This window comes from Flavobacterium anhuiense, assembly GCF_050990855.1.
Lineage (GTDB): Bacteria > Bacteroidota > Bacteroidia > Flavobacteriales > Flavobacteriaceae > Flavobacterium > Flavobacterium anhuiense_C.
The window spans coordinates 4,744,633-4,771,563 of the sequence record NZ_CP158861.1; the positions used below are offsets into that span (position 1 = coordinate 4,744,633).

21 protein-coding genes are annotated in these 26,931 nt (G+C 33.4%); 7 read left to right on the plus strand and 14 right to left on the minus strand.

The genetic code is table 11. From position 1 onward, the window contains the following. Positions 1–36 precede the first annotated feature (36 nt). The gene (locus tag ABTV69_RS20465) at positions 37–954 is read left to right on the plus strand and encodes a PorP/SprF family type IX secretion system membrane protein (RefSeq protein WP_433832127.1); all 918 of its coding nucleotides are present in this window, start codon (positions 37–39) and stop codon (positions 952–954) included. An 11-nt stretch (positions 955–965) separates the two neighbouring features. Continuing rightward, positions 966–2,909, plus strand: a complete 1,944-nt coding sequence (locus ABTV69_RS20470; protein WP_433832129.1) for an OmpA family protein — start codon at positions 966–968, stop codon at positions 2,907–2,909. Between the two features lie 117 nt (positions 2,910–3,026). On the opposite strand, the gene ABTV69_RS20475 is transcribed toward ABTV69_RS20470, so the two are convergent. The 6 genes from ABTV69_RS20475 to pyrR all read right to left on the minus strand — a co-directional run bounded on the left by ABTV69_RS20475 (position 3,027) and on the right by pyrR (position 7,788). After that, the gene (locus ABTV69_RS20475) at positions 3,027–3,533 is read right to left on the minus strand and encodes a CAP domain-containing protein (protein ID WP_433832131.1); all 507 of its coding nucleotides are present in this window, start codon (positions 3,531–3,533) and stop codon (positions 3,027–3,029) included. A gap of 174 nt (positions 3,534–3,707) precedes the next feature. Next, complete coding sequence (pdxH, locus tag ABTV69_RS20480) at positions 3,708–4,352, minus strand: pyridoxamine 5'-phosphate oxidase (protein WP_433832133.1); 645 nt, start codon at positions 4,350–4,352, stop codon at positions 3,708–3,710. Positions 4,353–4,558: 206 nt separating this feature from the next. Next, positions 4,559–5,464 carry a ribonuclease Z gene (locus tag ABTV69_RS20485; protein ID WP_433832135.1) on the minus strand — a complete coding sequence of 302 codons (906 nt, stop codon included), beginning with the start codon at positions 5,462–5,464 and terminating at the stop codon, positions 4,559–4,561. A 94-nt stretch (positions 5,465–5,558) separates the two neighbouring features. Beyond that, positions 5,559–5,891: a ribonuclease Z gene (locus tag ABTV69_RS20490; RefSeq protein ID WP_433832137.1), complete on the minus strand. Its 333-nt coding sequence runs from the start codon at positions 5,889–5,891 to the stop codon at positions 5,559–5,561. A gap of 276 nt (positions 5,892–6,167) precedes the next feature. Next, positions 6,168–7,097: an aspartate carbamoyltransferase catalytic subunit gene (locus tag ABTV69_RS20495; protein WP_433832138.1), complete on the minus strand. Its 930-nt coding sequence runs from the start codon at positions 7,095–7,097 to the stop codon at positions 6,168–6,170. 151 nt (positions 7,098–7,248) lie between these two features. Next, complete coding sequence (pyrR, locus tag ABTV69_RS20500) at positions 7,249–7,788, minus strand: bifunctional pyr operon transcriptional regulator/uracil phosphoribosyltransferase PyrR (RefSeq protein ID WP_144219125.1); 540 nt, start codon at positions 7,786–7,788, stop codon at positions 7,249–7,251. A 209-nt stretch (positions 7,789–7,997) separates the two neighbouring features. On the opposite strand from pyrR, the gene ABTV69_RS20505 reads away from it, so the two are divergent. Further along, positions 7,998–9,263: a hypothetical protein gene (locus tag ABTV69_RS20505; protein WP_433832140.1), complete on the plus strand. Its 1,266-nt coding sequence runs from the start codon at positions 7,998–8,000 to the stop codon at positions 9,261–9,263. 244 nt (positions 9,264–9,507) lie between these two features. Further along, entirely contained in the window at positions 9,508–9,678 is a 171-nt protein-coding gene (locus ABTV69_RS20510) for a hypothetical protein (protein ID WP_290965645.1), read from the plus strand. Between the two features lie 135 nt (positions 9,679–9,813). Here the strand turns inward: ABTV69_RS20510 and ABTV69_RS20515 are convergent, their stop codons facing one another. The 7 genes from ABTV69_RS20515 to ABTV69_RS20545 all read right to left on the minus strand — a co-directional run bounded on the left by ABTV69_RS20515 (position 9,814) and on the right by ABTV69_RS20545 (position 22,606). Next, positions 9,814–11,433, minus strand: a complete 1,620-nt coding sequence (locus tag ABTV69_RS20515) for an ABC-F family ATP-binding cassette domain-containing protein (protein ID WP_343535026.1) — start codon at positions 11,431–11,433, stop codon at positions 9,814–9,816. A gap of 212 nt (positions 11,434–11,645) precedes the next feature. Beyond that, complete coding sequence (locus tag ABTV69_RS20520; protein ID WP_433832143.1) at positions 11,646–12,416, minus strand: TlpA family protein disulfide reductase; 771 nt, start codon at positions 12,414–12,416, stop codon at positions 11,646–11,648. A 268-nt stretch (positions 12,417–12,684) separates the two neighbouring features. Beyond that, positions 12,685–13,350, minus strand: coding sequence for a DUF3592 domain-containing protein (locus ABTV69_RS20525; RefSeq protein ID WP_433832145.1), 666 nt, complete (start codon positions 13,348–13,350; stop codon positions 12,685–12,687). A 375-nt stretch (positions 13,351–13,725) separates the two neighbouring features. Beyond that, positions 13,726–15,792: a beta-N-acetylhexosaminidase gene (locus tag ABTV69_RS20530; protein WP_433832147.1), complete on the minus strand. Its 2,067-nt coding sequence runs from the start codon at positions 15,790–15,792 to the stop codon at positions 13,726–13,728. 151 nt (positions 15,793–15,943) lie between these two features. Continuing rightward, positions 15,944–17,881: a glucosamine-6-phosphate deaminase gene (gene nagB, locus ABTV69_RS20535; protein ID WP_433832149.1), complete on the minus strand. Its 1,938-nt coding sequence runs from the start codon at positions 17,879–17,881 to the stop codon at positions 15,944–15,946. A gap of 107 nt (positions 17,882–17,988) precedes the next feature. After that, on the minus strand, positions 17,989–19,557 hold the full coding sequence (locus tag ABTV69_RS20540; protein WP_433832151.1) for a RagB/SusD family nutrient uptake outer membrane protein: 1,569 nt from the start codon (positions 19,555–19,557) through the stop codon (positions 17,989–17,991). 10 nt (positions 19,558–19,567) lie between these two features. Beyond that, on the minus strand, positions 19,568–22,606 hold the full coding sequence (locus ABTV69_RS20545; RefSeq protein WP_433832153.1) for a SusC/RagA family TonB-linked outer membrane protein: 3,039 nt from the start codon (positions 22,604–22,606) through the stop codon (positions 19,568–19,570). A gap of 276 nt (positions 22,607–22,882) precedes the next feature. Here ABTV69_RS20545 and ABTV69_RS20550 point away from each other — a divergent pair, with 276 nt between their 5' ends. The 3 genes from ABTV69_RS20550 (at position 22,883) to ABTV69_RS20560 (ending at position 26,270) form a co-directional block, all read left to right on the plus strand. Continuing rightward, the gene (locus tag ABTV69_RS20550; protein ID WP_433832155.1) at positions 22,883–23,935 is read left to right on the plus strand and encodes a sensor histidine kinase; all 1,053 of its coding nucleotides are present in this window, start codon (positions 22,883–22,885) and stop codon (positions 23,933–23,935) included. Then, entirely contained in the window at positions 23,925–24,626 is a 702-nt protein-coding gene (locus ABTV69_RS20555) for a LytR/AlgR family response regulator transcription factor (protein ID WP_433832157.1), read from the plus strand. The genes ABTV69_RS20550 and ABTV69_RS20555 overlap by 11 nt, the downstream gene beginning before the upstream one ends. A 174-nt stretch (positions 24,627–24,800) precedes the next feature. Further along, on the plus strand, positions 24,801–26,270 hold the full coding sequence (locus tag ABTV69_RS20560; RefSeq protein ID WP_433832159.1) for an MFS transporter: 1,470 nt from the start codon (positions 24,801–24,803) through the stop codon (positions 26,268–26,270). 118 nt (positions 26,271–26,388) lie between these two features. Here ABTV69_RS20560 and ABTV69_RS20565 read toward each other — a convergent pair whose 3' ends face one another. Then, positions 26,389–26,886 carry a hypothetical protein gene (locus tag ABTV69_RS20565; RefSeq protein ID WP_433832161.1) on the minus strand — a complete coding sequence of 166 codons (498 nt, stop codon included), beginning with the start codon at positions 26,884–26,886 and terminating at the stop codon, positions 26,389–26,391. Positions 26,887–26,931: the final 45 nt, after the last annotated feature.

The following is a 26,931-nucleotide window of genomic DNA, read 5'->3' on the forward strand; positions in this document are numbered from 1 at the left end:
AAATCAATAGTAATTATTAAATTAATAAAATCTACTATGAGAACAAAATTATTTTTCTTCGTCATTATGCTAGTTACATGTTCAGGGTATTCACAACAAGATGCACAGTATACACAATATATGTATAACACAATTAGCGTAAATCCTGCTTATGCAGGTTCTCGTGGAGCACTTAGTATTTTTGGTCTTTACCGTACTCAATGGGTTGGTCTTGACGGAGCGCCAGAAACAAGCAGTTTCTCAATTAACTCTCCACTAAATAATAGCAGACTTGGTATAGGAGCTTCTTTGGTAAATGATAAAATTGGTCCTACCAATGAGAACAACATCTCAGTCGATGTATCTTACACAGTTCAAACATCTGCAGATTTTAAACTTTCATTTGGTATTAAAGGAACCGCAAATATCTTCAATTTAGATGTAAACAAATTAAATCCGGCAGATCAGGGTGACCCTCAATTTCAGGATTTAAATAACAAATTCACTCCAAATGTGGGTGCCGGAGTTTACTGGCATTCTGATAAAGCATATATTGGTTTTTCTATCCCTAATTTTATTGAAACAAATCGTTACGACGATAATGATGTAGCAATTTTTAAGGACAAGATCAATTACTACTTAATTGGAGGTTATGTGTTTGATCTTGATAAATATCAGTATATAAAATTCAAACCTGCTATCTTAACCAAAATGGTTCAAGGCGCACCGCTGCAAGTTGATCTTTCAGCCAATTTTATGTTCTATGATAAATTCATGGTTGGTGCGGCTTATAGATGGAGCGCTTCTTTAAGTGCTATGGTTGGATTTCAAATCACAGACGGACTTTACTTAGGCTACGGCTATGATAGAGAAACCACCAAATTAAACAATTATAATTCAGGTTCACACGAAATCTTCCTACGTTATGAATTCTTCTCAAACAAAGGCAAAATGACAACTCCTCGTTTCTTCTAAAATAAGGTATCATGAAAAACTATACACTACTTTTCGTTACAATTATAGGTGCTTTTTCATTTAGCAGTTATGCACAGCAGTCAAAAATAAATGCTGCAGACAAGAAATATGATAACTATGCTTATGTCGATGCAATCAAAGTTTATGAAAAAGTAGCCAATAAAGGCTACAAATCTGAAGACATGTTTAAAAAATTGGGAAATGCCTATTATTTTAATTCAGATTTTCAAAACGCGGCAAAATGGTATGGTGAATTATTTGCCATGAACCCAAATCCAGAACCAGAGTACTTTTTTCGATATGCTCAGTCGCTAAAATCAACTGGAGATATGGCCAAAGCCAATAAACTTCTAGAAGACTTTAATGCCATTTCAAAAAATGACAATAGGGGAAAGCTTTATAAAGAAGATGTGAATTATATGGACCAGATAAAAGCAAATTCTGGGAGGTACCAGATAGAAAACGCAGGCATAAATAGTAGGTACTCGGATTATGGATCATTTGCTTACAATAATAAAATTTACTTTGCATCTGCGAGAGATACGGGAAATTTCACACAGCGTAAACACAAATGGACAGGAGAATATTTCACCAACATTTACAATGCCGATCTGGATCCTGCAACTGGAACCACATCTAAAGTAAATAAATTTAAATCGGCCATCAATACCAAATTTCACGAGGCCTCTCCTGTTTTTACAAAAGACGGAAAAACCGTTTATTTTACCCGAAATAACTATATTGACGGAAAGAAAGGTAAAGATGAAAATAAAGTTACTTTGATAAAACTATACAAAGCAGAGCTGGGAAAAGATAATAAATGGACCAATATTATGGAGCTTCCTTTCAACAGTAATAATTACAGTACGGCTCACCCAGCTCTTAGTCCAGACGAAAAAACATTATATTTTGCTTCTGATATGCCGGGCTCTTTAGGAGAATCTGATTTGTATAAAGTAAGCATCAATTCTAATGGAGGTTATGGACCACCAGAAAATCTGGGAAATACAATTAATACAGAAGGAAAAGAAACCTATCCGTATTTGACCTCTGAAAATGAGATTTATTTTGCATCCGATGGGCATCCCGGTCTAGGAGGTTTAGACGTTTTTGTTGCCAACATTGATAAAAATGGAAAAATAAGTAATATTCAAAATGTAGGAGCTGATGTCAATTCTCCAAAAGATGATTTCGCTTATATTATTGATCCGGAAACAAGAAGAGGTTTTTTCTCCTCCAATAAAGACGGGGGTCAAGGCTCCGATGACATCTACAGATTCTTAGAAACCAGAAGACTAAGATGTACTCAAGAACTCTATGGTATAATATCAGATGCCGAGACAGGAGAAGCATTGCCAGGAGCAAAAGTCACTTTGTATGATGATCAAATGAATCTTAAAAACTCAGCCGTTGCAGACGGTACAGGATTGTACAGCTTTGAGGTAGAATGTGGTAAAACCTATTATGTAAGAGCTGAAAAACCTGATTACACAACAAGAGAGTTAAGCGTTACTATTGACAAAACAAGCGGTAAAACTAATCTTCCGATTGCTTTGGAAAAAGCGACCTGCAAAGTTACTGTTGGCGATGATTTAGGAAAATGCTTTGGCATTAAAATGATTTATTTCGATTTGGATAAATCTAATATTAGAACCGAAGCCGCTTTAGATCTAGAAAAAATATTAGCTGTTATGAACGATTATCCGAACATGAAACTAGATATCCGTTCGCATACAGACAGTAGAGCTTCTAATCAATACAATGAAGCTTTATCTGATCGCAGAGCAAAATCGACTATCCAATGGCTGGTTAAAAACGGAATTGCACCAAACCGCTTAACTGGAAAAGGATATGGCGAAACAGAGCTAGTAAACAAATGTTCTGATGGCGTTCCGTGTACCGAAGCAGAACATCAAGCAAACAGACGAAGCGAGTTTATAATCACCGCTCTATAACCTAAAATAGATAAACAATAAAAAGCTGCCTAAAAAGCAGCTTTTTTTAATTTAAAAAGTCGTTGCAATTCTATGAATCACAACGACTTCTAAAAAACCAACCTGTTCAATATTTCTTTAAAGCTTAACAAATATGTTAGTATAATATTTTTTTCCAGTAGCAGAATCTGTTGTTACAGATAATCCAAAATGAGAATAATCGCCAACTATATTTTCTTTATGGCCTGGGCTATCAAGCCACGCTCTTACCGCTGCCTCAGGAGTTTTGTAATTGTAAGCAACATTCTCTCCTACTTTTTTAGCTCCTAAAACGTTAGTCATATTGGTAGATCGCGCAACAAAATCGTTATGATCTACAACATTATTCGCAATCATATATTTATTATGCTCTTCACATTTATAAGATATATGGTTAACTCTTTCTAAAGCATTTAAACCAACACTAACACGATAATCGTTTATTAGTTTCATGGTTTCTATTTCGGTATCATTGTAGGTGTAGTTGGCAACAAGCACTTCTGTTGGAGTAGTAGTATCCAAGCTTGCCTCAGCAGTATCAGCAGAACATGCGTTCATTGCGACTAAAGTCGCAATGAACAACATGGTGCGCGTAATCTTTTTCATAATCATCAGCATTTTAGCGGTTTAAAGTAAATGTTGGGGCAAATCCTTTAAATTTATCTTTGAATAAATATCGTTTGCTTTATTTGTATTCCAAACGTATTCAATTTACCGTTAAACTACAAAATTAATCGATGAAATGCACTAATTTTTTATTTAAAAAGGTATTTTCTTACACTATGAGGATAGTCGTTCTATTTTCCAAGAAAAATCGGACTGACTTGTGTAACGAATTCTATCATGAAGCCTGTTAGGTCTTCCCTGCCAAAATTCAACTTGAAGTGGCGTTACGATATAGCCACCCCAATTTTCAGGTCTCGGAATTGGCTTTCCTTCAAACTCCGTTTCTAATTTTTTCAAATTTTCTTCTAAAAAAGTTCTGGACGGAATTACCTCGCTCTGATGAGAAACAATTGCTCCAAGCTTACTCCCTTCAGGACGCGAATCAAAATAATTATCCGAAATAATCTCAGATGTTTTTTGAGCAATTCCTTTTATAATAACCTGACGCTCCATTTCCTGCCAAAAAAAAGACAGACAAATATTTGGGTTTGCTTCTATTGCTTTCCCTTTCTCAGAATTATAATTGGTATAGAAAATAAAACCTTCTTCAGAGAATTTCTTTAATAAAACCACACGAGATTTTGGGAAACCATCCAATCCAATTGTCGAAACCGTCATGGCATTCACCTCCCCGCTTCCGCCAAAATCCTCCACTTCATGAAACCATCGGTTAAAAAGATTAATTGGATCTTCTGGAATATTACTTTCTAATAATTCACTTTTCTCGTAAGACTTTCTATAATTGCTTAAATCATTCATGATTTATTATTTTAGATTGTTGATTTTAGATTTATTTGTTTGAGGTTTCAAGTTTGAGGTTTCAAGTTTTGCGCGTTGTCACCCTGAGCGGAGTCGAAGGACTTTTGTTACAGAATCTAATTTTAAAACGTGGGCTTCGACTTCGCTCAGCTTGACAAACTAAAAAAACTTAGAATCTCAGAACCTTAGCATCTTAGCCTCTTTTTTCATAACTCAAAACTTAAACCATCATCCCCCAAAAGAACATTTGAAAAAACTGTTTCTGCTTCTTTCTTAAAAGGCTCTATTCCATCATAACGTGTTGAATAATGTCCTAAAATCAACTTTTTCACATTCGCTTTTAATGCAATATTTGCTGCTTCTTTTGCTGTGGAATGTAGCGTTTTTTCAGCTAATCTTGCTTCCGATTCCAAAAACGTCGATTCGTGATACAAAACATCAGTGTTCTGAATAATTGGAATGATCTCTTCATTATAAACCGTATCAGAACAGAAAGCGTAACTCTTTGTTGGCGGTGGATCGAAAGTCAGTTTTTTGTTTTCGACTACAGTTCCGTCGTCTAGTGTAATATCGCTTCCGTTTTTGATCTTCTGATAATAGGCCACATGAATATCGTAGCGCTGAACTGCCTCAACATCTAATTTTCGCTCGTCTGGTTTTTCTTGAAACAAAAAACCATTCGTATAAACGCGATGTTTTAGCGGAATCGTCTTTACAATAACCTTTTTATCTTCAAAGATCACTTCACTTTCTTTCGATTCTAATTCATGGAAAAATAACGAATAAGTTGTCCAAGATTCTGTCAATTTCAATTGAAGCAGAATTAATTCCTTAATTCCTTTTGGACCATAAACATGTAAGTCTGTCGTTCTTCCTAAAAGCGAAAAAGTCGAAATTGTTCCAATCAATCCATACAAATGATCTCCATGAAGATGCGAGATAAAAATGTGATTGATTTTAGAGAATTTAATCTTGTTTTTGCGAAGCTGCACCTGAGTTCCTTCGCCACAGTCAATTAAAAACAATCTGTTCTTAATCTCTAAAACCTGCGAAGTCGGATTAGTAAGCGTTCTGGGAGTTGCGGCATAACAGCCAAGTATAGTTAATTTCATTTATTGATTTTAGATTTTAGATCGTAGATTTTAGATTACAAATATTTTAGATTCAGCATTCAAAAATCTAAAATCTAAAATCAGAAATCTAAAATCAGAAACCTAGGTCTCTCTCGATTTCTTCCATTTCGATAATATCGTGCGCTTCCAAAAGAGAAGGAACCACCGCTAATTTATCTGAAATAGCATTAAAGTCAAGATCTGTTGCAACAATTACAAACGATTTTTTTGCTTTTTTTTGAAGCTTAGCAAGCGGTAAAAAAGCTTTCAAATCTTTTTCAGTAATTGCAGCATCTGAAGACAAATCGATTATAATATTTTGTTTTTCAAAGGTTTTAAATTGTTGCGTCACTTTTTCCAAGAAAGCATTTACATCTCCTTGCGTATCTTTAATCGTAACGGTATGTCCTTTTTGATCTACTTTCATTTTATAATTTGTGGGGCTTATAATTTATGAAGCTAATGTACGAAGATTTTTTATTTGTTGTTTTTTTTAGTTTCAAGTTTCAGGTTTCAAGTTTCAGGTTTCAAGTTTTACTTTGCCTTCAATATTTGTTTAGTTTTTTGTCATTTCGAGGAACGAGAAATCGCACTCGTTTATCAACAAAGATTGGCTCAAACTTTACGGAATATCTAGTGCGATTTCTCGTTCCTCGAAATGACAAACGTAACGCAATTTGAAACTTTAAACTTTAAACTAAAATTAAGCCTGTATCTTAGAAGCCAAAAGATAAATAACCGCCATTCTAATCGCTACACCATTTTCTACCTGATTTAAAATCACAGAATGTTCAGAATCGGCAACTTCAGAAGTAATCTCTACTCCTCTATTGATTGGTCCTGGGTGCATGATTACGATTTCTTTACTTAGCGAATCCAAAAGCGGTTTGTCTACTCCGTATTGTTGTGCATACTCGCGCGTTGACGGGAAGAAATTTACATCCATACGTTCGTTTTGCACGCGAAGCATATTCGCAACGTCACACCATTCAAGAGCTTTGCGCAAATTCGGTTCAACCGTAATACCAAGCGATTCGATATATCTCGGAATCAACGTTTTTGGTCCGCAAACTTTTACCTCAGCACCTTGCATTTGCAAAGCGTATATGTTTGATAAAGCTACCCTCGAATGCAGAATATCACCCACAATCACCACTTTTTTCCCAGCCACATCGCCCAGTTTTTCTCTGATAGAATAACTGTCCAATAAAGCTTGCGTTGGGTGTTCGTGCGCGCCGTCACCCGCATTTACAATACTTGCTTTGACATTTTTAGATAAAAAATAAGCCGCTCCGGGATTGGAGTGGCGCATTACAACCATATCCACTTTCATAGAAAGGATATTATTTACAGTATCAATCAAGGTCTCTCCTTTTTTAACCGATGATTGAGCTGCAGAAAAACTGATAACATCAGCAGATAAACGTTTCTGCGCTAATTCGAAAGAGAGTTTGGTTCTGGTACTGTTTTCGAAGAAAATATTGGCAATGGTAATATCTCGTAATGAAGGAACTTTTTTAATCGGTCTATTAATGACTTCTTTAAAATGATCTGCCGTTTCAAAAATCAGGTTAATATCATTCTCGTTGATATATTTTATTCCTAATAAATGATTTACGCTTAATTCTTTCATGTTTAATGTTTAACTGTTTATTTGTTTAATCGTTTAATCGTTTGCTTTGCGACTAAACAGTTAACCGATTTAACGATTAACCTATTTTAATATTTTTAATTGTTTAAACGTCTTCTTCCCGATTAAACAATTAACCGGTTAACCGATTAAACTAATTTGTCACTAAGTGAACAACATCTTCACCATCATTTTCTTTCCAGCTCACAATCACTTTTTCGCCATTAATTGCATCTACCTGACGACCGCGATAATCAGGCTGAATTGGTAAATGACGGCTGAAACGTCTGTCGATTAAAACTAACAATTCGATTTCTGAAGGTCTTCCGAAAGATTGAATGGCAGTTAATGCAGAACGAATGCTTCGGCCTGTAAACAAAACGTCATCTATAAAAATGACTTTTTTGTCTTCGACTATAAAATTGATTTGAGTTTTATTGGCTTCAAGTGGCTTTTCTGTACGACGGAAATCATCTCTAAAAAAAGTGATATCCAAATAACCCAAAGAAATCTCAGGAACTTGGTATTCGTTTTCTAATATTTGTTTTAAACGTTCAGCTAAAAAAACGCCTCTTGGCTGAATTCCCACTAAAATAGTATTTGAAAAATCAAGATGTTTTTCGATTAACTGACAAGCCAAACGGTGAAGTATGATAGTAACTTCTTTTGAATTAAGTAATACTTTCTGGCTCATAATTAATTGTAATGATTGATCGGGCAAATATACGGAATCTGATTTTATTTGTTGAACAAATGAAGTTGTAAATGTTTTATATTTTAGTAAATCTCCCTAAAACGAAAATATTATATACAATTTTCAAAATTTTATATTCTGCAATAAAACCTTACTTTTATAATATGATCTTAAGAGTATAAACAAGTCACTTAACAAAAACATATATAATGAAAGAGCTTAACTTAGATTATAATTCAACTTATATTAGTCTAAACCTCATTGATGAATTAGATTATATAATTGGAGGATATGGAAAACCCGATATTGTATTTCTTTACACTTTAAACTCTTTTATTGAATCTTTTATACTAAACAGCATTTTTTATGTTTCTGACCAAGAATTAAAACATGCACAGATTGTTTCTAAAACAATATTCCCAAATGGGCGACCAATTCTAGAAATGCTTTCAAGAACAGGATGTCTAAAAGTAATTATGGGTATTGGTAATAATATTGGAACTGTTGTAAGTATAGGGCAAACTGATCCAAACAAAAGCTATCAAGAAACAATTACTGATTTTATTAATAATAAAAAAAGTATACCTCATGCTAAGGAAAAATATTTAAGAATTGCTTCACTTGACGAAGATGTAAAAAACATCTCATTCATAAATATTGGAAAAGTAGATGATGGTTTTATTGCTGTAGAAAGTAAAAATAGTCCTGAACAATTTTATCAAAAAATAAATGAAATAACTTTTCATTCGAATGTACAAGCGGTATTACCATTTTATTCATATGAATTTCAAATAAATGAAATTCCAAAACGAGGAATAGGAAAAGACATCATATCCAAACTGACAGAAAGCTATAACATTAATCATTCCGAAATAAACTCTTATTTAGGTTATAAGAATCAACAAATACCTCCTTTAGTAAGTATTTTACTGGGGCAATGCGAAAAAGTTACTGAAATTTCGACAAACCTTTTTCAATTACGAGACGATTTTACAAATTTAAGAAATTCAATAGTGAAATATGAGAAAAGAATCGCAGAAGCAGATACAATGAAAGATCAATTAGATGCTATTAATGAAATAAATTCTTTTTGGGAAGTATTCAATAAAAAATATTCAACAAGCAGTAGAATTTTATATAATTTTTGGGAAATAGCTGAAAGCTCAGAATATGAAAAATCAATCGATAATATAGTAGATAACGAATCCTTATCAAAAATAATAGAAGATTTCAATATTGGTAAAGTAGTTGGAAAAAGCGCAAAAAAAACTATTGATTACTTCAGAGAAAAAAAAGTAATTAATCGTTTTAGAGGCGTGAGCGATTTATCTTTATTATTTAAAAACACTCCAAACATTAAAGATCATTTTAAGAATTACGAAAAAATATTTGACACGAAAATTGAAAGTGATTCTTTAAGCAAATTACAAACTAAACTTTCAAAAATAAAGACAAATAATACTCCTAAAGAATAATTATTGAGAAAAGTCATAAAATAAAATGTCAAAGCAAAAATTAATCAAAATAAAAAAACTTAATAAGGAATTAGAAAGAGGCGAAAAATCTGGATTTCTAAAAAAGTTCAATCGCATAAACTTCATTAAGGACTTAAACGAAAAATATTCAAACTCCAAATCCTAAAACATTTCCAAAAAATTCTATAACACATTTCCCTGATTCTTGAAGTAATTTTAATAATGAATTTAAAAACTCAAGATCATGCAAAATAAAATACTTAGATTGTTAATGGTATTCGTTATACTGTTTTCATTTACAAGCTGTGAAGTTATAGGAGACATTTTTAAAGCCGGAATGGGATTCGGGATATTTATCGTAATCTTTATCATTGCGATTATTATCTGGATCTTTGCCAGAGTTTTCAAAAAGTAAAACATAAAAAAATCCCAAATTCCATATTGAAATTTGGGATTTTTTATTTTGTAAAACTTTGTCAAAGTTTGAAACTTTGACAAAGTTGTAAGTTCAGTTTGGAATTTGGAATTTGTGATTTCCAAAATTGTAATTTTATAGATTGTACATCTTCTTTCTTTGTTCTTGAATCTTTTCATCATCAAGATATTCATCAAATGTCATGTAACGGTCGATAACTCCGTTTGGTGTCAATTCTACAATTCGGTTACCAACAGTTTGAGCAAACTCGTGGTCGTGCGTTGTAAAAATTACAGAACCTTTAAAGTTTTTCAAAGAGTTGTTGAAAGCTGTAATAGACTCCAAATCTAAGTGGTTTGTTGGCTCATCAAGCATTAAAACGTTAGCGCGCTCCATCATCATTCTAGACAACATACAACGCACTTTTTCTCCTCCTGATAAAACTCTAGACGTTTTTAAAGCTTCTTCTCCAGAGAAAATCATTTTCCCTAAGAAACCTCTAATGAAAACCTCATCACGTTCTTCTTCCGTTTTAGCGTACTGACGTAACCAGTCTACTAAAGTTAAATCATTTTCGAAGTATTTATGGTTTTCAGCTGGCAAGTACGCTTGGTTTGTTGTAATTCCCCAGTCGAAAGTTCCAGAATCTGCTTTTTGCTCACCGTTTAAGATTTCGTAGAAAGCAGTTGTTGCACGTGAATCTTTAGAGAAAAGAACGATTTTATCGCCTTTCGCCATATTCAAATCCACATCTTTGAATAGCACTTCACCGTCTACAGAAGCAGATAAGTTTTGCACATTCAAAATCTGATCTCCAGCCTCACGATCCTGATCGAAGATAATCGCAGGGTAACGACGGCTAGAAGGTTTGATTTCGGCAATATTTAATTTCGAAATCATTTTTTTACGAGAAGTTGCTTGTTTCGATTTCGCCACGTTTGCACTAAAACGACGAATAAATTCCTCAAGCTCTTGTTTCTTCTCTTCTGCTTTTTTGTTTTGCTGTGCACGTTGTTTTGCCGCTAATTGACTAGACTCGTACCAGAAAGTATAGTTTCCTGAATAGTGATTGATTTTTCCGAAATCAATATCAGAAATATGTGTACAAACCGCATCTAAAAAGTGACGGTCGTGAGATACAACAATTACAGTGTTTTCGTAGTTTGCTAAGAAGTTTTCTAACCAAGCGATTGTCTCAAAATCCAAATCGTTGGTAGGCTCATCCATAATCAATACATCAGGATTTCCAAAAAGTGCCTGCGCCAAAAGCACACGTACTTTCATTTTTCCTTCCATATCGCTCATTAAAGTATAATGATCTGCTTCTGTGATACCTAAGTTAGATAACATTGATGCTGCATCAGAATCAGCGTTCCATCCGTTCATTTCTTCAAACTGAACTTGAAGCTCTCCAATTCGGTCAGCATTAGCATCATTATAATCTAAATAAAGCTCATCCATTTCTTTTTTAACAGCATACAACACTTTATTCCCCATTAAAACGGTTTCCAACACGGTATGCTCGTCGAACATGTTGTGGTTCTGGTTTAAAACCGACATACGTTTTCCTGGCTCTAAATGAATATGCCCTGAAGTTGGGTCCATATCACCTGAAATGATTTTTAGAAAAGTAGATTTTCCAGCACCATTGGCTCCAATAACTCCGTAGATGTTTCCGTGAGTGAAAGTTGTATTTACCTCATCAAATAAAACTCTTTTACCAAATTGAACTGATAAATTATTGACTGTTAACATGAATGTCTTTTTAATTAATTTGGTGCAAAAGTAGTGAAAAAGGTTCTAAGTTGCAAAGATGCTGAGGCGCTAAGGTTTTTATTTTAACCATATAAGTAATATAAGTTCATTTAAAACTAAACTTAAAATTTAAATGCACTTAAGATTGTAATTTAAAACTTCATCAAACCAAACTTATAATCCCTTATATGAACTTATATGGTTTAAAAAATTTACAATTTGCTTTCTTTTGCTAAAGCAACTTCCAAACTCTCAAAATTTGGTAGCACTTTTGAAATAATTCCTTCTTTGTTGATGATGAAATGTGTTGGAAAAGAATTCAGCTGTAAAGCATTATTCATGTATTCTTTCATATCTGGAATTACAGAATAAGACAAAGGTTTTCTAGTTAAAAACGTTTTTAATTGTTCTGAAGAATCTTCGGCTAGACTCATGAAAACAATGTCTTTTCGGTCTTTGTAATCTTCAACTAATTTATTGACTTGCGGGAATTCTCTAATGCATGGCGTGCAGTGTATGTACCAGCATTTTATTACGATGATTTTTCCTTTCATGGATTCATTTGTAACCAAATTTCCGTGTAAATCTTTAAATGAAAACTGTGGAAAAGCAGTTCCTTCCATCTTGTAGTTTTTGTAAGCATCAAAACCAATTTGGTTCATGGTTGCTTTTATGCTTGTATCGGTTTTGGGCTGAATTTTGAAGAGTTTATAAACGTAAACATTCGCTTCTGATTTCAATCGAACAGGAATGAAGTTTCCGTTTGCCAATTGGTCTAAAAAAACTTCTTTTGAGATTTCTTTTGATGCAGAATCTAAAGCAGTAAAATCTCTGGAAAGCATAATTCCTTTATTATAAACCGACCATTGTTCGTAGGTTTTCTGAATTTGTAAAGGATCAACTTCTGGATTTCCGAATTTTGTTTGAGCGGTGCTTATGGCGAAAATAAAAAGAAGTGTAATTAGGCTAATGAATTTCTGCATGGATTCTGAAACGTATTTTATTTCAAAAGTAGTGAAAGTTTTTTAACTGCGAAGACGCTGGGGTTTACGCAAAGCTAGCTAAGTTTTTTTCTACATTAGTCATTTGTTTTCTTATGAAAACGATTGACCTAGTCTTGATGGAAGCGTCCTTTCATGTCTCGTTTCTTTAACGAGACCATAAAAGATAGAGCGGACAGCAGGACATGAGCGATAGCGACTAACGAAGTAAATAGCTCCTGAAAAAACTAATCTTTATTAATCTAATTTTCTAAATATACACAAATGAAATATCCATATAATATGTCTTTATATTGTTTGGATCAATCAAAACCATAATTTCATTTTTCACATCAAATTCTGTAGGATCTAGCCAAATATTTTCGCTTTCAAACACGTACATTTTGTTCGTTTCTGGATCTAACCATTTACTACAAATAATATAGGGGTAACTACCGTTTGCCTTTTCGTTTACATTAAGTTTTAATTGACTAAACTTTGTAATAATATGTCTGCCATTTTGTTTCAAAAATTGTATCTTTTTTTGTTTCAAAAAATCAGATCTAAAAAAGGAGAAGCCTGTCACAAAGAAAACACTGCCCATAAGTGCAAGAATCAATACACCAAGATATAAAACACTAAAACTATTTATCTTCGCATTATATGGATTTTCGGGATCATAAAAAACTTCAATACTTTTTCCCGCGTCATAACCTCCAAAATTATTATAGGACGAAAATGTAATCTGCTTACCTCCTTTTGTGGTAAAAGCTGCAAAAGTTTTATCGTTTGATGAGCTATCTAAAACAATTCCTTGCGCAACATTTGCTTTTTCTATAAAACTTATTTTTTCATAAAAAACAATAAGAGCCTGTACTAACAGTACCAAACCAATTATACAGAAACCGTATTTAAAGATAAAATTGCTATTTTCCATTTCTCTTTACCAATTATTTTATAATGCAAAATACTGTTTTTATCATTAAAAAAATAAAAAGCCTGACAACGAATTGTCAGGCTTATACATGATCTCCTTTGAGCAAAAACCAAATAACAAATTACCCAAAATTGATACATTGTTTTGAAATAAAATTAGATTAAAACATAAATAACCAAACTCAATTCTAATCCACCAAATATTTTATTCCACTTAATTTTCATGAACTTTGTTATTAACTCTTGAAAATATATTTTATCCCTTAATTGGGAAAAATGTCTTTTGTAAATATCTCTGCCAGAATGAATCTGGCGGAGATACATCATTTTAAATTAATAAAGGCACTAAATCACTAACACTAATTCAAATTTAATTTTACAATAATTTTTTCAAGCTTGTATAAACAGCTAATTCAACATCTGCATGATCTTTTGTATTACAATCTTCTATTAATTGCTTTAAGCTTTCAGATTTTAAAGTTGATTTATTGTCTAAAACCAATAGCAATTCTTTAGAGGCATCATTCAATTTTTTAGACAAAGGCAAAATTGGCTGTACTAATGGTGCATTGGCACTTAAAGCTGTCAAGTCGTTGTGCACGGTTATCCATTTGTTAAAAAATGCCGTTACCTTCGTCTTATTGTCTACCGATTTATTGGCTAAATATTGATTTACTGCAACATCAAATGCAAGAGCATCTTTTGCATCTGGTCCGCATGCATCTGCAAACAAAGTAAACGGAGAATACATTTGATATTCTGTTCCACCTTTGTTACGAGTATATCCTTTTAAAGGCTCGCTTACTTTAGAAAATTCTTCAAGCGATTGAATATTTTGATTGTTTGCAATATTTCTTAAAATAACATCTTTGTTACGAATATGTGTGATGCCCAATTCTTCCAATCTAAAAGAAATATTTTCTAAACGTTTACGCATATTTTCAACATCTACTATATCTTCTGCAGACCAAAGTCTTTCAGCAATAGCTGCCGTTCTAGGCCAAACTCTTGAATCTATTGTTGTTGGTGTGGCCAATTCGGTCCACATTGTAGCTTCTCCACCCAAAATTCTCGCTCTTTCGTCGTTTGTTAAATTAGCTCCTTTTGGCATCGGATCATTTAAATAATGACTGGCAATCGGGTACATCAAATCGATATAATAGCCATTTGAAAGTACCGTTTTATATCCTTTTTTAACGGCATCCACCAAAGATTGCCCAGCAGGCATTCCTTCATTTGGCCCTCTCCAAGAATGTACGATTGCTTCTTTAGATAAATCTTTGGTTAGAATTTCTTCCCAACCCATTAATTGTTTTCCATGTTTCTTTAACATTGGAGCCAATTGCATCGTGAAATACGTTTGTAGTTCGTGGTTGGTCTTTAAATTATGTTTCTTTTTGAATTCTTGAATTTTCGGATTTGCATCCCAATCTTTTCCTTCGTTTTCATCTCCTCCAATGTGGAAATAAGCACCTGGAAATAATGGGCAAACCTCATCAAAAACTTCACTTAATAATTGATATGTTTTAGGATTTGAAGGATCTAATGTTGGAGTAAAAATTCCAGCATTTCTTTCAATTCCATAGGTTGCAATTGCTGTACCTTGAATATTTTTTTCGGATGTTCCTCCTGTCAGTGTGATTACTTTACTGCCAATTTCTGGGTAAGCCGTTAAAATTGCAGATCCGTGACCTGGAACATCTATTTCTGGAACAATTAAAATACCGCGCTCATCTGCATATTTTACGATATTTTTAATTTCCTCTTGTGTGTAATACATTCCATCAGATGCTAATTGCGTAAACTTTGGATGCTTTTTCATTTCGATTCTCCAGCCTTGATCGTCTACCAAGTGCCAGTGAAAAACATTCATTTTCATAGCAGCCAATGCATCAATATTTCTTTTAATTACATCTACTGGCTGAAAATGTCTTGACGCATCAATCATTAAGCCTCTCCAAGTAAATCTAGGGAAATCTGAAATTTTTGAAACCGGAAAATAAAATGATTTTGAGTTATTTTGAAGCATTTGCAACAACGTTTCTAAACCGTGTAAAGCCCCCAAATCGCTTGATGCGTTTAAAGTGATTTTGTTTGAAGTGATATCTAAATGATAGCTTTCGTCTTCGTACAAACCAATTTTTCCACTTTTCGTGCAATTGATTTGTAATTCTGCATTCGGAACTTCATTTAATTTGATTATAAAACCTTGTTCAAAGAAAATACCTGTTCTACCATCTAAGCGACGCAAAAAACGAGTTACTCCTCCAAATATTCTTGCATTTGGATTTCCTGTAATGTTTACTTTAAAATTTTTAGTTAAGTTAAAATTACCTTCATTAATAACAACATTCTGAGGCCAAGGCATAAGATTCAGCTGCTCTTTCTGGACTTGAGCACCTGCAGTTAAGCCTGCTAACAATAGTACAAATAGATATTTCATTTTTCTTTTTTTTTTGGTTGGATAGTTTTTTAATTCGTATCCTAAATTTATAAAAAAAGACAAAATCCAGAATGACTTCTGCGGTACCTCACTTTTACAAGCAATCATCTGAATTTTGCCATTTGATTCATTGGTGTAGAATCATAAAATTTTAATAATCAAAACGTTTAAATGCTTCGATCGCTTCATATTCAGCCAAACCTAACTCATCATATAAAATAGCTGTATTTTTATTTCGATCTTCTGCTCTAACCCAAAATTCACGAGAATCATTTCCTTGAAACATTACCCTGTCTTTTTGAGATTGGTGGTGCAAAATAGCATGACGTTTTAATAAAACTTCTGATGGGCTTAACGGAACTGCCATATCAATTTCGTGAATGTCCCACTCGTGCCAAGCTCCTCTATAAAGCCATAACCAACAATCCTTCATGTACGGTTCTGGCTTAAGTTCTTTTAAAGCGGCAAAAATGGCATTTAAACAAACCTCATGCGTTCCGTGCGGATCTGCCAGATCTCCTGCAGCAAAAACCTGATGCGGTTTTATTTTAGCGATAATATCTTTTACAATAGCAATATCTTCTGGTCCTAACGGATTCTTTTTAACCTGTCCTGTTTCATAAAAAGGAAGATCTAAAAAGTGCGTATTCTCATCTTTCAATCCGATATATCTTGTTGCTCCGTAAGATTCTCTTCTTCTGATAAGTCCTTTTAATTTTCGCACTTCTAAAGAATCGATTTGATTTTCAGATTTATTATTTAAAAATTCAATAACCGATTTGAAATTGATATCTGCTTTTTCATCTCCTATAAAATCACTAGCCACTTCTGCAAATTTTAATGCTTCATCGTCTGAAACCGCAATATTTCCTGAAGTCTGGTACACTACATGAACATCGTGTCCCTGTTTGATTAGCTTAGAAAATGTTCCTCCCATAGAAATTACATCATCGTCTGGGTGCGGACTAAAAAGTATAACTCTCTTTTTTGCCGGATTTGCCCTTTCTGGACGAAATGAATCATCTGTATTAGGTTTTCCTCCTGGCCAACCCGTAATAGTATGCTGTAAGATATTGAACATATTAATATTCATATCATAGGCAGAACCTTCTTGAGCCAAAAGATCAGACATTCCGTTATTGTTATAATCACGGTCTGTCAATTTCAAAATAGATTGTTTTGTTTTTTGACACAACCAAACAATCGCTTTACTCTTTAATTCAGGAGTCCACAGACATTCTCCCACTAACCAAGGCGTTTTGAAACGCGTTAATTCTGAAGCAGCAGACTGATCTAAAACGAAAGTTGCATTTGGATGATTTTGTAAAAATGTTGCTGGAACTTCAGAACTGATATCACCTTGAACTGTTCTTTTGATGATGTCGGCTTTGTTTTGCCCCCAAGCCATCAAAACAATACGCTTTGATCTCATGATGGTTGAAACTCCCATTGTTATGGCGCGTTTGGGCACATTATCAATACCGTTAAAAGCTGATGATGCATCGACTCTTGTAATATGATCTAAGGTAATAATTCTTGTCCCTGAATTGATGTGCGAACCTGGCTCGTTAAATCCAACGTGTCCTGTTCTACCAATTCCTAGCAATTGAAAATCAAGGCCACCTGCATTTTTAATATTCATTTCATAATCAATACAATATTGATTGATTTCCTCAATTGCTACTGTACCATCAGGAATATTAATATTTTCAGGTTTGATATCAATATGATTAAAAAGATGCTCATGCATGAAATAATGATAGCTCTGATTGTTCTCCTTAGTCATCGGATAATATTCATCCAGATTAAAGGTGATTACATTGCTAAAACTAAGTCCTTCTTCTCTGTGCATTCTCACTAGTTCTTCATAAACTTTGATAGGAGAAGAACCTGTTGCCAGACCTAAAACACAAGCTTTATTTCTCTCCTGCTTAGATCTAATTAGCTGCGCAATTTCCTGTGCTACAATTACAGAGGCTTCAATAGAGCCTTTAAAGATTTCGATATGTATTTTTTCAAATCGAGTTTCTTCAAATTTTCCCGCGCTTTTGTAACTAATATCAGGTTTTATTTCTAAAGCACTTTTCATTTCTTTTCTTTTTTGTAGTAAGTACCATTTTGGTTTTAAGAATGGTATAGAAAGCTTTCGCCATCTATACCAATACTACTAACCAAACTTAATATTCTATTTTTTTTTTAGAAGTTTGCTTTATCAACATCCCACCAAAGTCTTGTAGCTCCGTTATCTGCTCCACCAAGAACTGCAACTCCAGATTCTACTCCTTTAGGGTTATTTGTTACTTCAGACAAAGGGAAAGGCAATCTTCGCACTCCTAATGCAGTACTTATAATTCCACCACTTTTATTATTCGTAATTCTAAACAATTTCGGATATCCTGTTCTTCTATATTCAGACCAAGCTTCTTGTCCATCAGGATATGTAGCAATCCACTTCTGAGTGATGATTTTTTCTAAATTAATTTCATTTGTTGCACCCCAAGCTACTGTAACTTTAGAAACCGCAGGAGAATTATTTACAGCATTAATTGGATCAACATAATCTTTCGCAACTTTAACATTATCCGCAATGTAAGCTGACGCGCCTTCTACGCCATTCTGATCAAAAGATGCTTTAATTCCTGCTTCGTATAGATTTTGAGCAACACCATCCATATTCCATCCTCTTAAAGCCCCTTCTGCTCTTAAGAAATAAACCTCGGCTGTTGACATCCACGTAACTTCGCCTGTTTTTGTACGAGCTCCAGTTTGTGAAAAATTAGCATATGTTGAAGGTGTTGGATAAACGATTCCTGTTCTAACTCCCTTATATTCACCCGCAACTTGCACAGATGGCTCCCAATACTTAGCCATTCTAGGATCTTGATATCCGCCTAAAATAGATTCCATATCTGCTCCCATAAACAAACCAACCCAAGCGTGGCTCATTACATCGATAACATTTAAATCAAGTGGCGATTTAATTTTTAACACATCTGTGTTTAACTTAAATACACCTATAGAGTGACTTACTGCTTTTTCTGCTTCCGTTTTTGCTAGTGATGGATTCACTTTAGAAATACGCATAGCCAATCTTAAACGAAGAGAGTTTGCATATTTAACCCACTGAGAATAGCTTCCTCCATAATTAGATTGATCTGTTTCTGTAAAATTTGAAACCTCACCTTTTACTACTCTGGCTGTCAAGTCCGCTACTGCAAAATCTAAATCTTTAAACATTTGAGTATAGATTTGTTCTTGAGAATCATAAGTCGCTAATCCATCTCCCCCAAACTTAGAATATACGGCTGGACCATACATATCAGTAATACGCTGCATAGTAGCTACTTTAATAATAAGTGACCATGCATAAAATTGATCATACTTTCCTTTTGCTCGTTGCTCTATTTTAAACAAATTTGCAATAATATTTACATATGCATCATCCCAAGCATAACCATTCCAGTTCTGATTTAAATTGTAGTTATGATTGTTTATTCCACCAAACTCATTTGGAGTAGTCATATAGCCTGACCATCCATCGGCCTGTAAACTTTGTTGCAATTGATATTGCCAAGTTACGTCTGATATATAAAGTCTGGTAAATGCAGGTTTTATTAAACTTTTAATATTATTAAAGTTTTGTTCCAAATCCGGTGTAGTTGCTCCTACAGGATTTTGATTCATCTCGTCAAAATTATCTGTACAACTAAAAGCTGCAAGAAGAGAGAAGCATATCGCTGTTCTTTTTATTATATTTAATGTCATGATTGTAAAATTAGAATGTTAAGTTTAAATTAAGACCGATACTTCTTGTTGACGGCATTCCAAACACGTCAACACCTTGTAAACCTTCACCTGTACTTAGCGCCACATTTGGATCAAATGGAGCATCTTTATAAATAAAGAATAAATTTCTGGCAATTAAAGAAACTGTAGCCGATTGAAAAACTGGTAATTTTGTTTTATTGAATGTATATCCGATAGAAACCTCTCTTACACTAACATTAGTTGCGTCATAGATGTACTGGCTACTAACACCATTTCTACCTGCCACATTACTGTAATATTCATATGGATCCATTGAAGTCACTGCTGTGCCATCGCTAGCTCTAACACCATTAAGTTTTACAGCTCCTGCGTTTCTTGCATCTCCAGTAACTTTAGAAACTCCATTAAAATCATTGATTGCTTGGGTTAAACTAAGTACCTCTCCTCCAAAACGACCATCAAGCAAAATATTAGCTGTAAAAGCTCCTAATTTAAAAGTATTAGACCAACCTAACATAAAATCAGGATTTGCGTTTCCAATTTCTTTCCAATCTGTTCTTTGTAATGTGTTATCATCATTAACCAAGATTCTGCCTTGCGCATCTCTTTGAAAATCAAAACCTTCAATTACACCAAATGGTCTTCCTTCAATTAATGAATATCTGTAAGAGTTAGAACCTGGATCTGTAAGTACGATTCTTCCACCTGTACTTTCTGAAGGAATATCATTTACTCTACTCTTATTTTGTGAGTAATTAATTTTTGACTCCCAATTGAATTTTTCACCTCTAATAATGTCAGCATATATAACAGCTTCAAAACCTTTATTTGAAATACTACCAGCGTTGATAGCATAGAAAGTGTATCCGTTAGCATTTGTCGATTCAGCAGGAACCTGAAGAAATTGATTTTTAGTTTCAGAAGTATAGTAAGAAAGTTCAAAACCTAATCTGTTATTAAACATTCTCCATTCTGTACCAATCTCTAATTCCGATTTTAATTCATTTTTCAAACTAGTACCTGGTCTAGGCCCTACTGTAGGATTTACAATGTTTCCTGCTACTATACTAGATGTTGGACTTGTAATTGTAGATGCAATATCATTACCAACCTGAGCAAAAGTTGCGCGTACTTTACCATAATTGATAAACTCTGGCATTGTAGCCATTTCACTTACAATTGCAGTCGCACCAACAGCTGGGTAAAAATATCCTGGATCTTGAGTATTTGCCAATGTAGATGACCAGTCATTTCTTCCTGCTACATCTAAAAACAAATAATCTCTGTATCCAAAAGTTGCTGCAGCAAATACAGACTGTACTTCTCTCTCAGATCCTGTCTGAACATTTCCGTTATTGTTTACAAAGTTTCCTAAAGTAAAAATATTATCATAAACAAGTCCACCACCAATTCCTGAATCAATCGTTAATCCAGTTGTTTTCGAGTGATTTATACTTGTTCCTAAAGTACCATTAAAACTAAAGTTGTCGTTAATTTTTGTATTAAACAAAGCAATCAAATCAGCATAATTCTGTGTTCCAATAAGATTTGAATTGATATATCTTCCCGTTGGGTGCACCAATGAAGTTGCAGAACTTCCGTACATTCCTTTTTGGAAATTACTTTCGTTTCTATTATAGCTATATCTTGACGTTAAATGAAACCACTCAGCAATTTTATAATCTAAAGCGATTGCTCCTGTAAAGAAATTATTCTTATCAACAGATTTCTGTCTGTTAATCTGCCAGTATGGATTTTCATTGCTTTCATTTACTGTTGCAAATCCCGGGTAGTTTTGCTGCATCATATTTTTTACTGGATCAAAAACTTCATACGTTTTCAAATCATTCAAAGTAAATGCTCTTGGATGACTGTAAACTCCTGAGATTGGATTAAAGTATAAACCATTTGTTGGTCTATTATTAATCGTCTGAGTAACATAATTTGCGGTTACTGCAACACTTAATTTATCATTAAAGAATTTACTTGTTTGGCGAATTCCAAAGTTATTTTTCTTGATGTGATTTCCAGGAATAATTCCAGAACCGTTTGTATTAGCATAACTCAAAGCAGTAGAAGCTCCTTCTGTAGCTTTTGTAAAAGTCATAGAAGTAATTTGAGTATTACCTACTTCAAAAAAATCTTTAATCTCTTTATCACCTTCTACTTTTTGTTTTGGTCCCCAAGATCTTGGATCTCCTGCGTTAGAAGTATAATCAGATTGGAATTCTGGAAGATATGCTGCCGATTCGAAAGTTGTAACTGAATTTACATTAAATGATTCTGCTCCAGCTTTAGCTTTTTTAGAAGATAATAAAATAACTCCATTAGCTCCTTGTGAACCATACAACACAGAAGCTGCAGCTCCTTTAAGAACGGTCATCCCCTCATAATCGTCTGGATTTATTAATGAAACTACATCTCCTCCATCTTTATTACCTCCATTTAAATCTCCAAAAGTTCCATTTGGCTGTCCCGCTCCACCATTATACAACGGAATACCATCAATTACATATAATGGCTGGTTATTTACGAAAGATGAATTACCACGAATAGTAACTTTTGTAGTTCCTCCTGCTCCAGATGAACTTCTTGTTACAGCAACACCCGCAATTTTACCAGCTACAGTATTAATAAGGTTAGCATCTTTAACACGTGTTAGCTCTTCTCCTTTAAGCTCTTGAGCTGCATAAGCCAAAGATTTTTTAGATTTTTTAATACCTAAAGAAGTAACCACAACCTCATTCAATGCATTTGAAGCTCCTTGAACCATCTTCACATTAATTGTAGCGGCATCCCCTACAACGATCGTCTGAGTTTCTAGTCCTACGTAAGTAAAAACTAAACTTTGACCCTTTTGAACTTCAATAGTATACAATCCGTCAAAATCGGTAGTGGTTCCCTTTTGACCTCCTTGTACAGCAACAGAAGCTCCTGGTAATGGCATACCGTCAGAATCTGTAATCACACCCTTGACATTTTTTACTTGTGCAAGCGAAACTTGCGCCGTAAAAACAATCATAAAGATTAAGAAAATTTTTTTCATGTTATTTTTATTTTGTTAGTTATGATGTAAAATTATTCTTAAGGCATTGTTAAAAAAAATAAATTAAACCAACAGCAACAAAATTTAAACGAACGACATAAATCATTCAATAATACGCTTTACGAAAACGTTCTAATACAAAAATTAAGCACCAATATCCTTTTATTTAGAAATTTTATTCAAAAAAATTGGCATTTAGCAGTTAATTGTTTAAAGTTGCAGAAGATTTGAATACTGTTAAGAAAAACCAAAATCCTTCAAATAACTTAAAACCAATTGAAAGAAATAAGAAAAGTTAAATTTGATATTAAATTGCAAAATCATTTTTGGTTTTGGGGTGTCTATTTTACTTTAAACTTTTTAAGATGGGGTGCTTACTTTAATGATTATCCTTATGCATTCAAATCCAACTTAATCGAATTCTCTTTGGTGATTCCTTTAGTATATTTGAATTTATTTGTTTTGGTTCCTAGATATGTGTTGAAGCAAAAATATATCATGTATACATTTTTACTGCTTCTAAGTTTATTTGCCATTTATTTAGCCAAAACCGCCCTTACCTATTACATCATCTCTGAAAACATCTGGCCAGAAGCCAATAGAGAATATCATCCTTTTGAAATCAACCACATAGTTGCAGTTTGCATTGGAGAATTATATGTTTTAGCAATGGCCTCTTCTGTATATCTCACTTTGACTTGGTTAAGAGAACGAGAAAGAAATAGATCATTGCGAGAAAATCAGTTTAAAATAAAACTGAAATATCTTGAAAATCAGATTCAGCCGCATTTTTTCTTCAACACCTTAAATAATCTGTATGCTTTATCATTAGAGTCTTCGAAGAAAGTACCAGACGTGATCATAAAACTTTCTAATTTGATGGAGTACGTTTTGTACGATGTTAAAGGAACCAAGTTTGTCCCACTGATTAAAGAAATCGATTATATCCAGAATTACATCGAGATTGAAAAGCTTCGTTTTGAAAATGTAGAAGTTACCATAAACCTAGAATCAAATATTGAAGAGGTTGTGGTGCCACCTTTGATTTTTATTTCGTTGGTCGAAAACGCTTTTAAACATGGAGGTTTAAACAACAAAAATTTAAAAATAAAAATCAACTGCAAAGTCATCGACAACAAAATACTCGATTTTGAAATCTTAAATAATTTTGTAATTTCACAAAGTCATAATCCGAAAAGAGGAATTGGTTTGGTTAATACAAAAAAAAGACTGAAACTAATTTACAGAAACAATTTCAGCCTTAAACACCAAACCAAATTAAATTTCTACATAATCCGATTACAAATACCTACATCTAATGAAGATTAAATGCGTGTTAATTGATGATGAGCCTTTAGCTATCAAAGTTTTGCAAAATTATTTCACCAATTTTACAGATTTTGAAGTTATCGCAACATTCAATAACTCTTTAGAGGCGCTGGATTTTATTAACAGCACTCCTGTTGATGCCGTCTTTTTAGATATTAACATGCCTATGATGACAGGTTTTGAATTAATTAGTTTAATAGAAAACAAAACCAAAGTTATCATTACCACTGCTTTTAGAGAATTTGCTGCTGAAAGTTATGATTTGGACGTCTTAGATTATTTGGTAAAACCTATTCCGTTGCCAAGGTTTATCAAATGCATCAATAAAATTACTACCGAATACAATCTCAAAAACAATATTAAGGTCGAAACTGCAAAAGGCGACTCTCATATTTTTATTAAAGTCGATAAAAAAATGATGAAAATTAATATTGAAGAAATTCTATTCGTTGAAGGAATGAAAGAATATATAAAAGTCGTCACTCCAGACAAAACCTATATTACACATAAATCTCTCACATCCCTATCAGAAGAATTACCGGCAGATCGCTTCCTTAGGATTCATAAATCTTATGTAATTGCCTTAAACAAGGTAAAATCTATAGAAGGAAATCGTGTTCAAATACAGTCTTACAACATTCCGATAGGAAGAAACTATAGCAAAGAGGTTAAAAATAAGATATTGGAATAAATATAATTACGAATTACATTTTCTAAGTGGGTTAAAATTAACACTTTGTTGAAAAAACACTGTCGTTGGTTTAATTTTAACATTATTTATACCTTTTTATTTTTTTTTGATAATCCTAACAAATATATTTACGGTCTTCAAAAAACAATAAAATAAAAAATTAACCTTATTATTATGAGTTCAGAAAATGTTCAAACCAAATGGGGACAATTTATCTCTTTGATAATCGTCTTCTTCTTTTGGGGTTTTGTTGGTTCTGCTAATGACATCCTGATTCCAGTATTTAAAAAAGTATTTACGTTATCGCAAGTACAATCTCAATTAGTAGCATGGGCTTTTTATGCTGCCTATTTTGTTGGATCAATTATATTTTTTATAGTTTCTTTAAAAGTAGACGTTTTACAAAAATACGGTTACAAAAGAACGTTATCAGCAGGATTAGTTTTGTCTGCAGTTGGTTCCTTCTTATTCATTCCAGCAGCTACAATCCAAAGTTTCCCTTTCTTTTTAACAGCTTTATTTACAGTAGGTTTAGGATTCTCTATCCAACAAATCGTAGCTAATCCGTTAGCGATTAAAATGGGAAGTCCAGAAACGGGAGCACACCGTTTAACACTTGCTGGTGGAATCAATTCTTTCGGAACAACAATCGGAGCTATTTTATTAGGTATCGCTTTGTTCGGAATGGGAGACAACAAAAAAACTGCTCTTTCATTAGAAGATATTAAATTGCCTTTCATCATTTTAGGTCTTGCTTTTATCGCTGTTGCTGTATTCATGAACTTCTCAAAAATCGAAGATCCTGTAAAAGAGGAAGAAGCAGTCATTAAAGACAAACACAGTAATTTCAACATTCTTGACTATCCACAATTATACTTGGGTATGTTAGGAATTTTTATTTATGTAGGAACTGAAGTAACAATCATCAGTAATTTACCTGCTTTATTACATACTAACGAGTTTGGAAACATCTTAGAAGACGCTGTTGCACCATTTATTGCGCTTTACTGGGGTAGTTTAATGATCGGTCGTTGGAATGGTGGAGCAAACGTATTCAATACTTCAAACATGGTAAATACGGCACTTAAATTTATCGTTCCTGCTGCTGCTTTTGGAGTAATCATTGGAGCAAACATCTTCGCTGCACATGATGTTTCTTCATTTTATATTTACCCATTCTGGATTTTACTATTTATTGCAGTAAGTTTTGTTGGTGGTAAAAACGCTGGAAAAACATTAATGCTTTTCGGAATTTCAGGATTAACTATGATGGCATTAGGATTAGCATGGCCAAATCCAGAAATTGCTAAATTCTTCTTTATCTCTGGAGGTTTATTCTTATCTATCATGTGGCCGTCAATCTTCGATTTAGCGATTGCTGGATTAGGAAAAAATACAGGAAAAGCATCTTCTTTCTTAATCATGATGATTCTTGGTGGTGGAGTTATTCCATTGGTTCAAGGAAGTATTTGTGATTTGGATGCAACAAATCCAGGAGGAATTTTCGGTATTACATACACTCATTTCTCGTACATTATACCGCTTCTTGGTTTTGCTTATTTAGGATTTTATGGTTTCTATTGTCCTAAAATTTTAAAAAGACAAGGCATCAGTCACGTAGAAAGTGCTGGTGGTGGACACTAAAAAATTTAAAATAACAATATAAAAAAATCCAAATTCCAATCTCCAATAGGAATTTGGATTTTTTTTATTTCCAAAGGAAAAAACTTTGAGCCTTTGCAGCTCTGAACCTTTGAACCTTTTATTTCGCATTAATTATATTACTCAAATTCTTTTTAAAAACAGCCTTATTTTGCGCCGTTAAAGAATAAACCACATCTTTATCCGCATGGACTATTACTTTGTCTATATCGGCATTTAAAAGCGCTTGAGGATCTTTTATTTTCAAAGTGCAAGCTCCATCAAAAAAACCGTCATCTTCAATAGTTTTTCTAGCCTCTATTTTGGTGCCATCACTTAAAACTGCCGAAATCGTCATTTCGCTATTTAATGTTTTAGAATAAAATCCGTCCATTACCAACATAAGACGATACGTGTTTTTTAATTCTGGCCCTTTAAATTCATGCCTCGTAATATTATAACGAAGACCTTTTGCAAGAGTTTGAAATTTAACAGAGCAATCTAATTCATAAGTTGCAACATCTCCCGCATCGTTTACAGAAGTAATAACTTTAGCGGCTTGAGCGTTTACAGAAAAACTCGCTACAAAAAAAGACAACATAAGTAGGGCAACTTTCATATTTAACTGTTTAAGATTCCCTATAAAAGTAAAAAAAATCGTCTT

What these genes read in the sequence shown, in the direction of transcription:
- ABTV69_RS20475 (WP_433832131.1), bottom strand. Translation starts at nt 3,533, where the DNA reads ATGAAAAAGATTACGCGCACCATGTTGTTCATTGCGACTTTAGTCGCA.
- ABTV69_RS20470 (WP_433832129.1), top strand. Translation starts at nt 966, where the DNA reads ATGAAAAACTATACACTACTTTTCGTTACAATTATAGGTGCTTTTTCA.
- ABTV69_RS20495 (WP_433832138.1), bottom strand. Translation starts at nt 7,097, where the DNA reads ATGAAAGAATTAAGCGTAAATCATTTATTAGGAATAAAATATATCAAC.
- pdxH (WP_433832133.1), bottom strand. Translation starts at nt 4,352, where the DNA reads ATGAATGATTTAAGCAATTATAGAAAGTCTTACGAGAAAAGTGAATTA.
- ABTV69_RS20485 (WP_433832135.1), bottom strand. Translation starts at nt 5,464, where the DNA reads ATGAAATTAACTATACTTGGCTGTTATGCCGCAACTCCCAGAACGCTT.
- ABTV69_RS20490 (WP_433832137.1), bottom strand. Translation starts at nt 5,891, where the DNA reads ATGAAAGTAGATCAAAAAGGACATACCGTTACGATTAAAGATACGCAA.
- ABTV69_RS20545 (WP_433832153.1), bottom strand. Translation starts at nt 22,606, where the DNA reads ATGAAAAAAATTTTCTTAATCTTTATGATTGTTTTTACGGCGCAAGTT.
- ABTV69_RS20465 (WP_433832127.1), top strand. Translation starts at nt 37, where the DNA reads ATGAGAACAAAATTATTTTTCTTCGTCATTATGCTAGTTACATGTTCA.
- pyrR (WP_144219125.1), bottom strand. Translation starts at nt 7,788, where the DNA reads ATGAGCCAGAAAGTATTACTTAATTCAAAAGAAGTTACTATCATACTT.
- ABTV69_RS20525 (WP_433832145.1), bottom strand. Translation starts at nt 13,350, where the DNA reads ATGGAAAATAGCAATTTTATCTTTAAATACGGTTTCTGTATAATTGGT.
- ABTV69_RS20515 (WP_343535026.1), bottom strand. Translation starts at nt 11,433, where the DNA reads ATGTTAACAGTCAATAATTTATCAGTTCAATTTGGTAAAAGAGTTTTA.
- ABTV69_RS20540 (WP_433832151.1), bottom strand. Translation starts at nt 19,557, where the DNA reads ATGACATTAAATATAATAAAAAGAACAGCGATATGCTTCTCTCTTCTT.
- ABTV69_RS20530 (WP_433832147.1), bottom strand. Translation starts at nt 15,792, where the DNA reads ATGAAATATCTATTTGTACTATTGTTAGCAGGCTTAACTGCAGGTGCT.
- ABTV69_RS20560 (WP_433832159.1), top strand. Translation starts at nt 24,801, where the DNA reads ATGAGTTCAGAAAATGTTCAAACCAAATGGGGACAATTTATCTCTTTG.
- ABTV69_RS20505 (WP_433832140.1), top strand. Translation starts at nt 7,998, where the DNA reads ATGAAAGAGCTTAACTTAGATTATAATTCAACTTATATTAGTCTAAAC.
- ABTV69_RS20555 (WP_433832157.1), top strand. Translation starts at nt 23,925, where the DNA reads ATGAAGATTAAATGCGTGTTAATTGATGATGAGCCTTTAGCTATCAAA.
- nagB (WP_433832149.1), bottom strand. Translation starts at nt 17,881, where the DNA reads ATGAAAAGTGCTTTAGAAATAAAACCTGATATTAGTTACAAAAGCGCG.
- ABTV69_RS20565 (WP_433832161.1), bottom strand. Translation starts at nt 26,886, where the DNA reads ATGAAAGTTGCCCTACTTATGTTGTCTTTTTTTGTAGCGAGTTTTTCT.
- ABTV69_RS20520 (WP_433832143.1), bottom strand. Translation starts at nt 12,416, where the DNA reads ATGCAGAAATTCATTAGCCTAATTACACTTCTTTTTATTTTCGCCATA.
- ABTV69_RS20510 (WP_290965645.1), top strand. Translation starts at nt 9,508, where the DNA reads ATGCAAAATAAAATACTTAGATTGTTAATGGTATTCGTTATACTGTTT.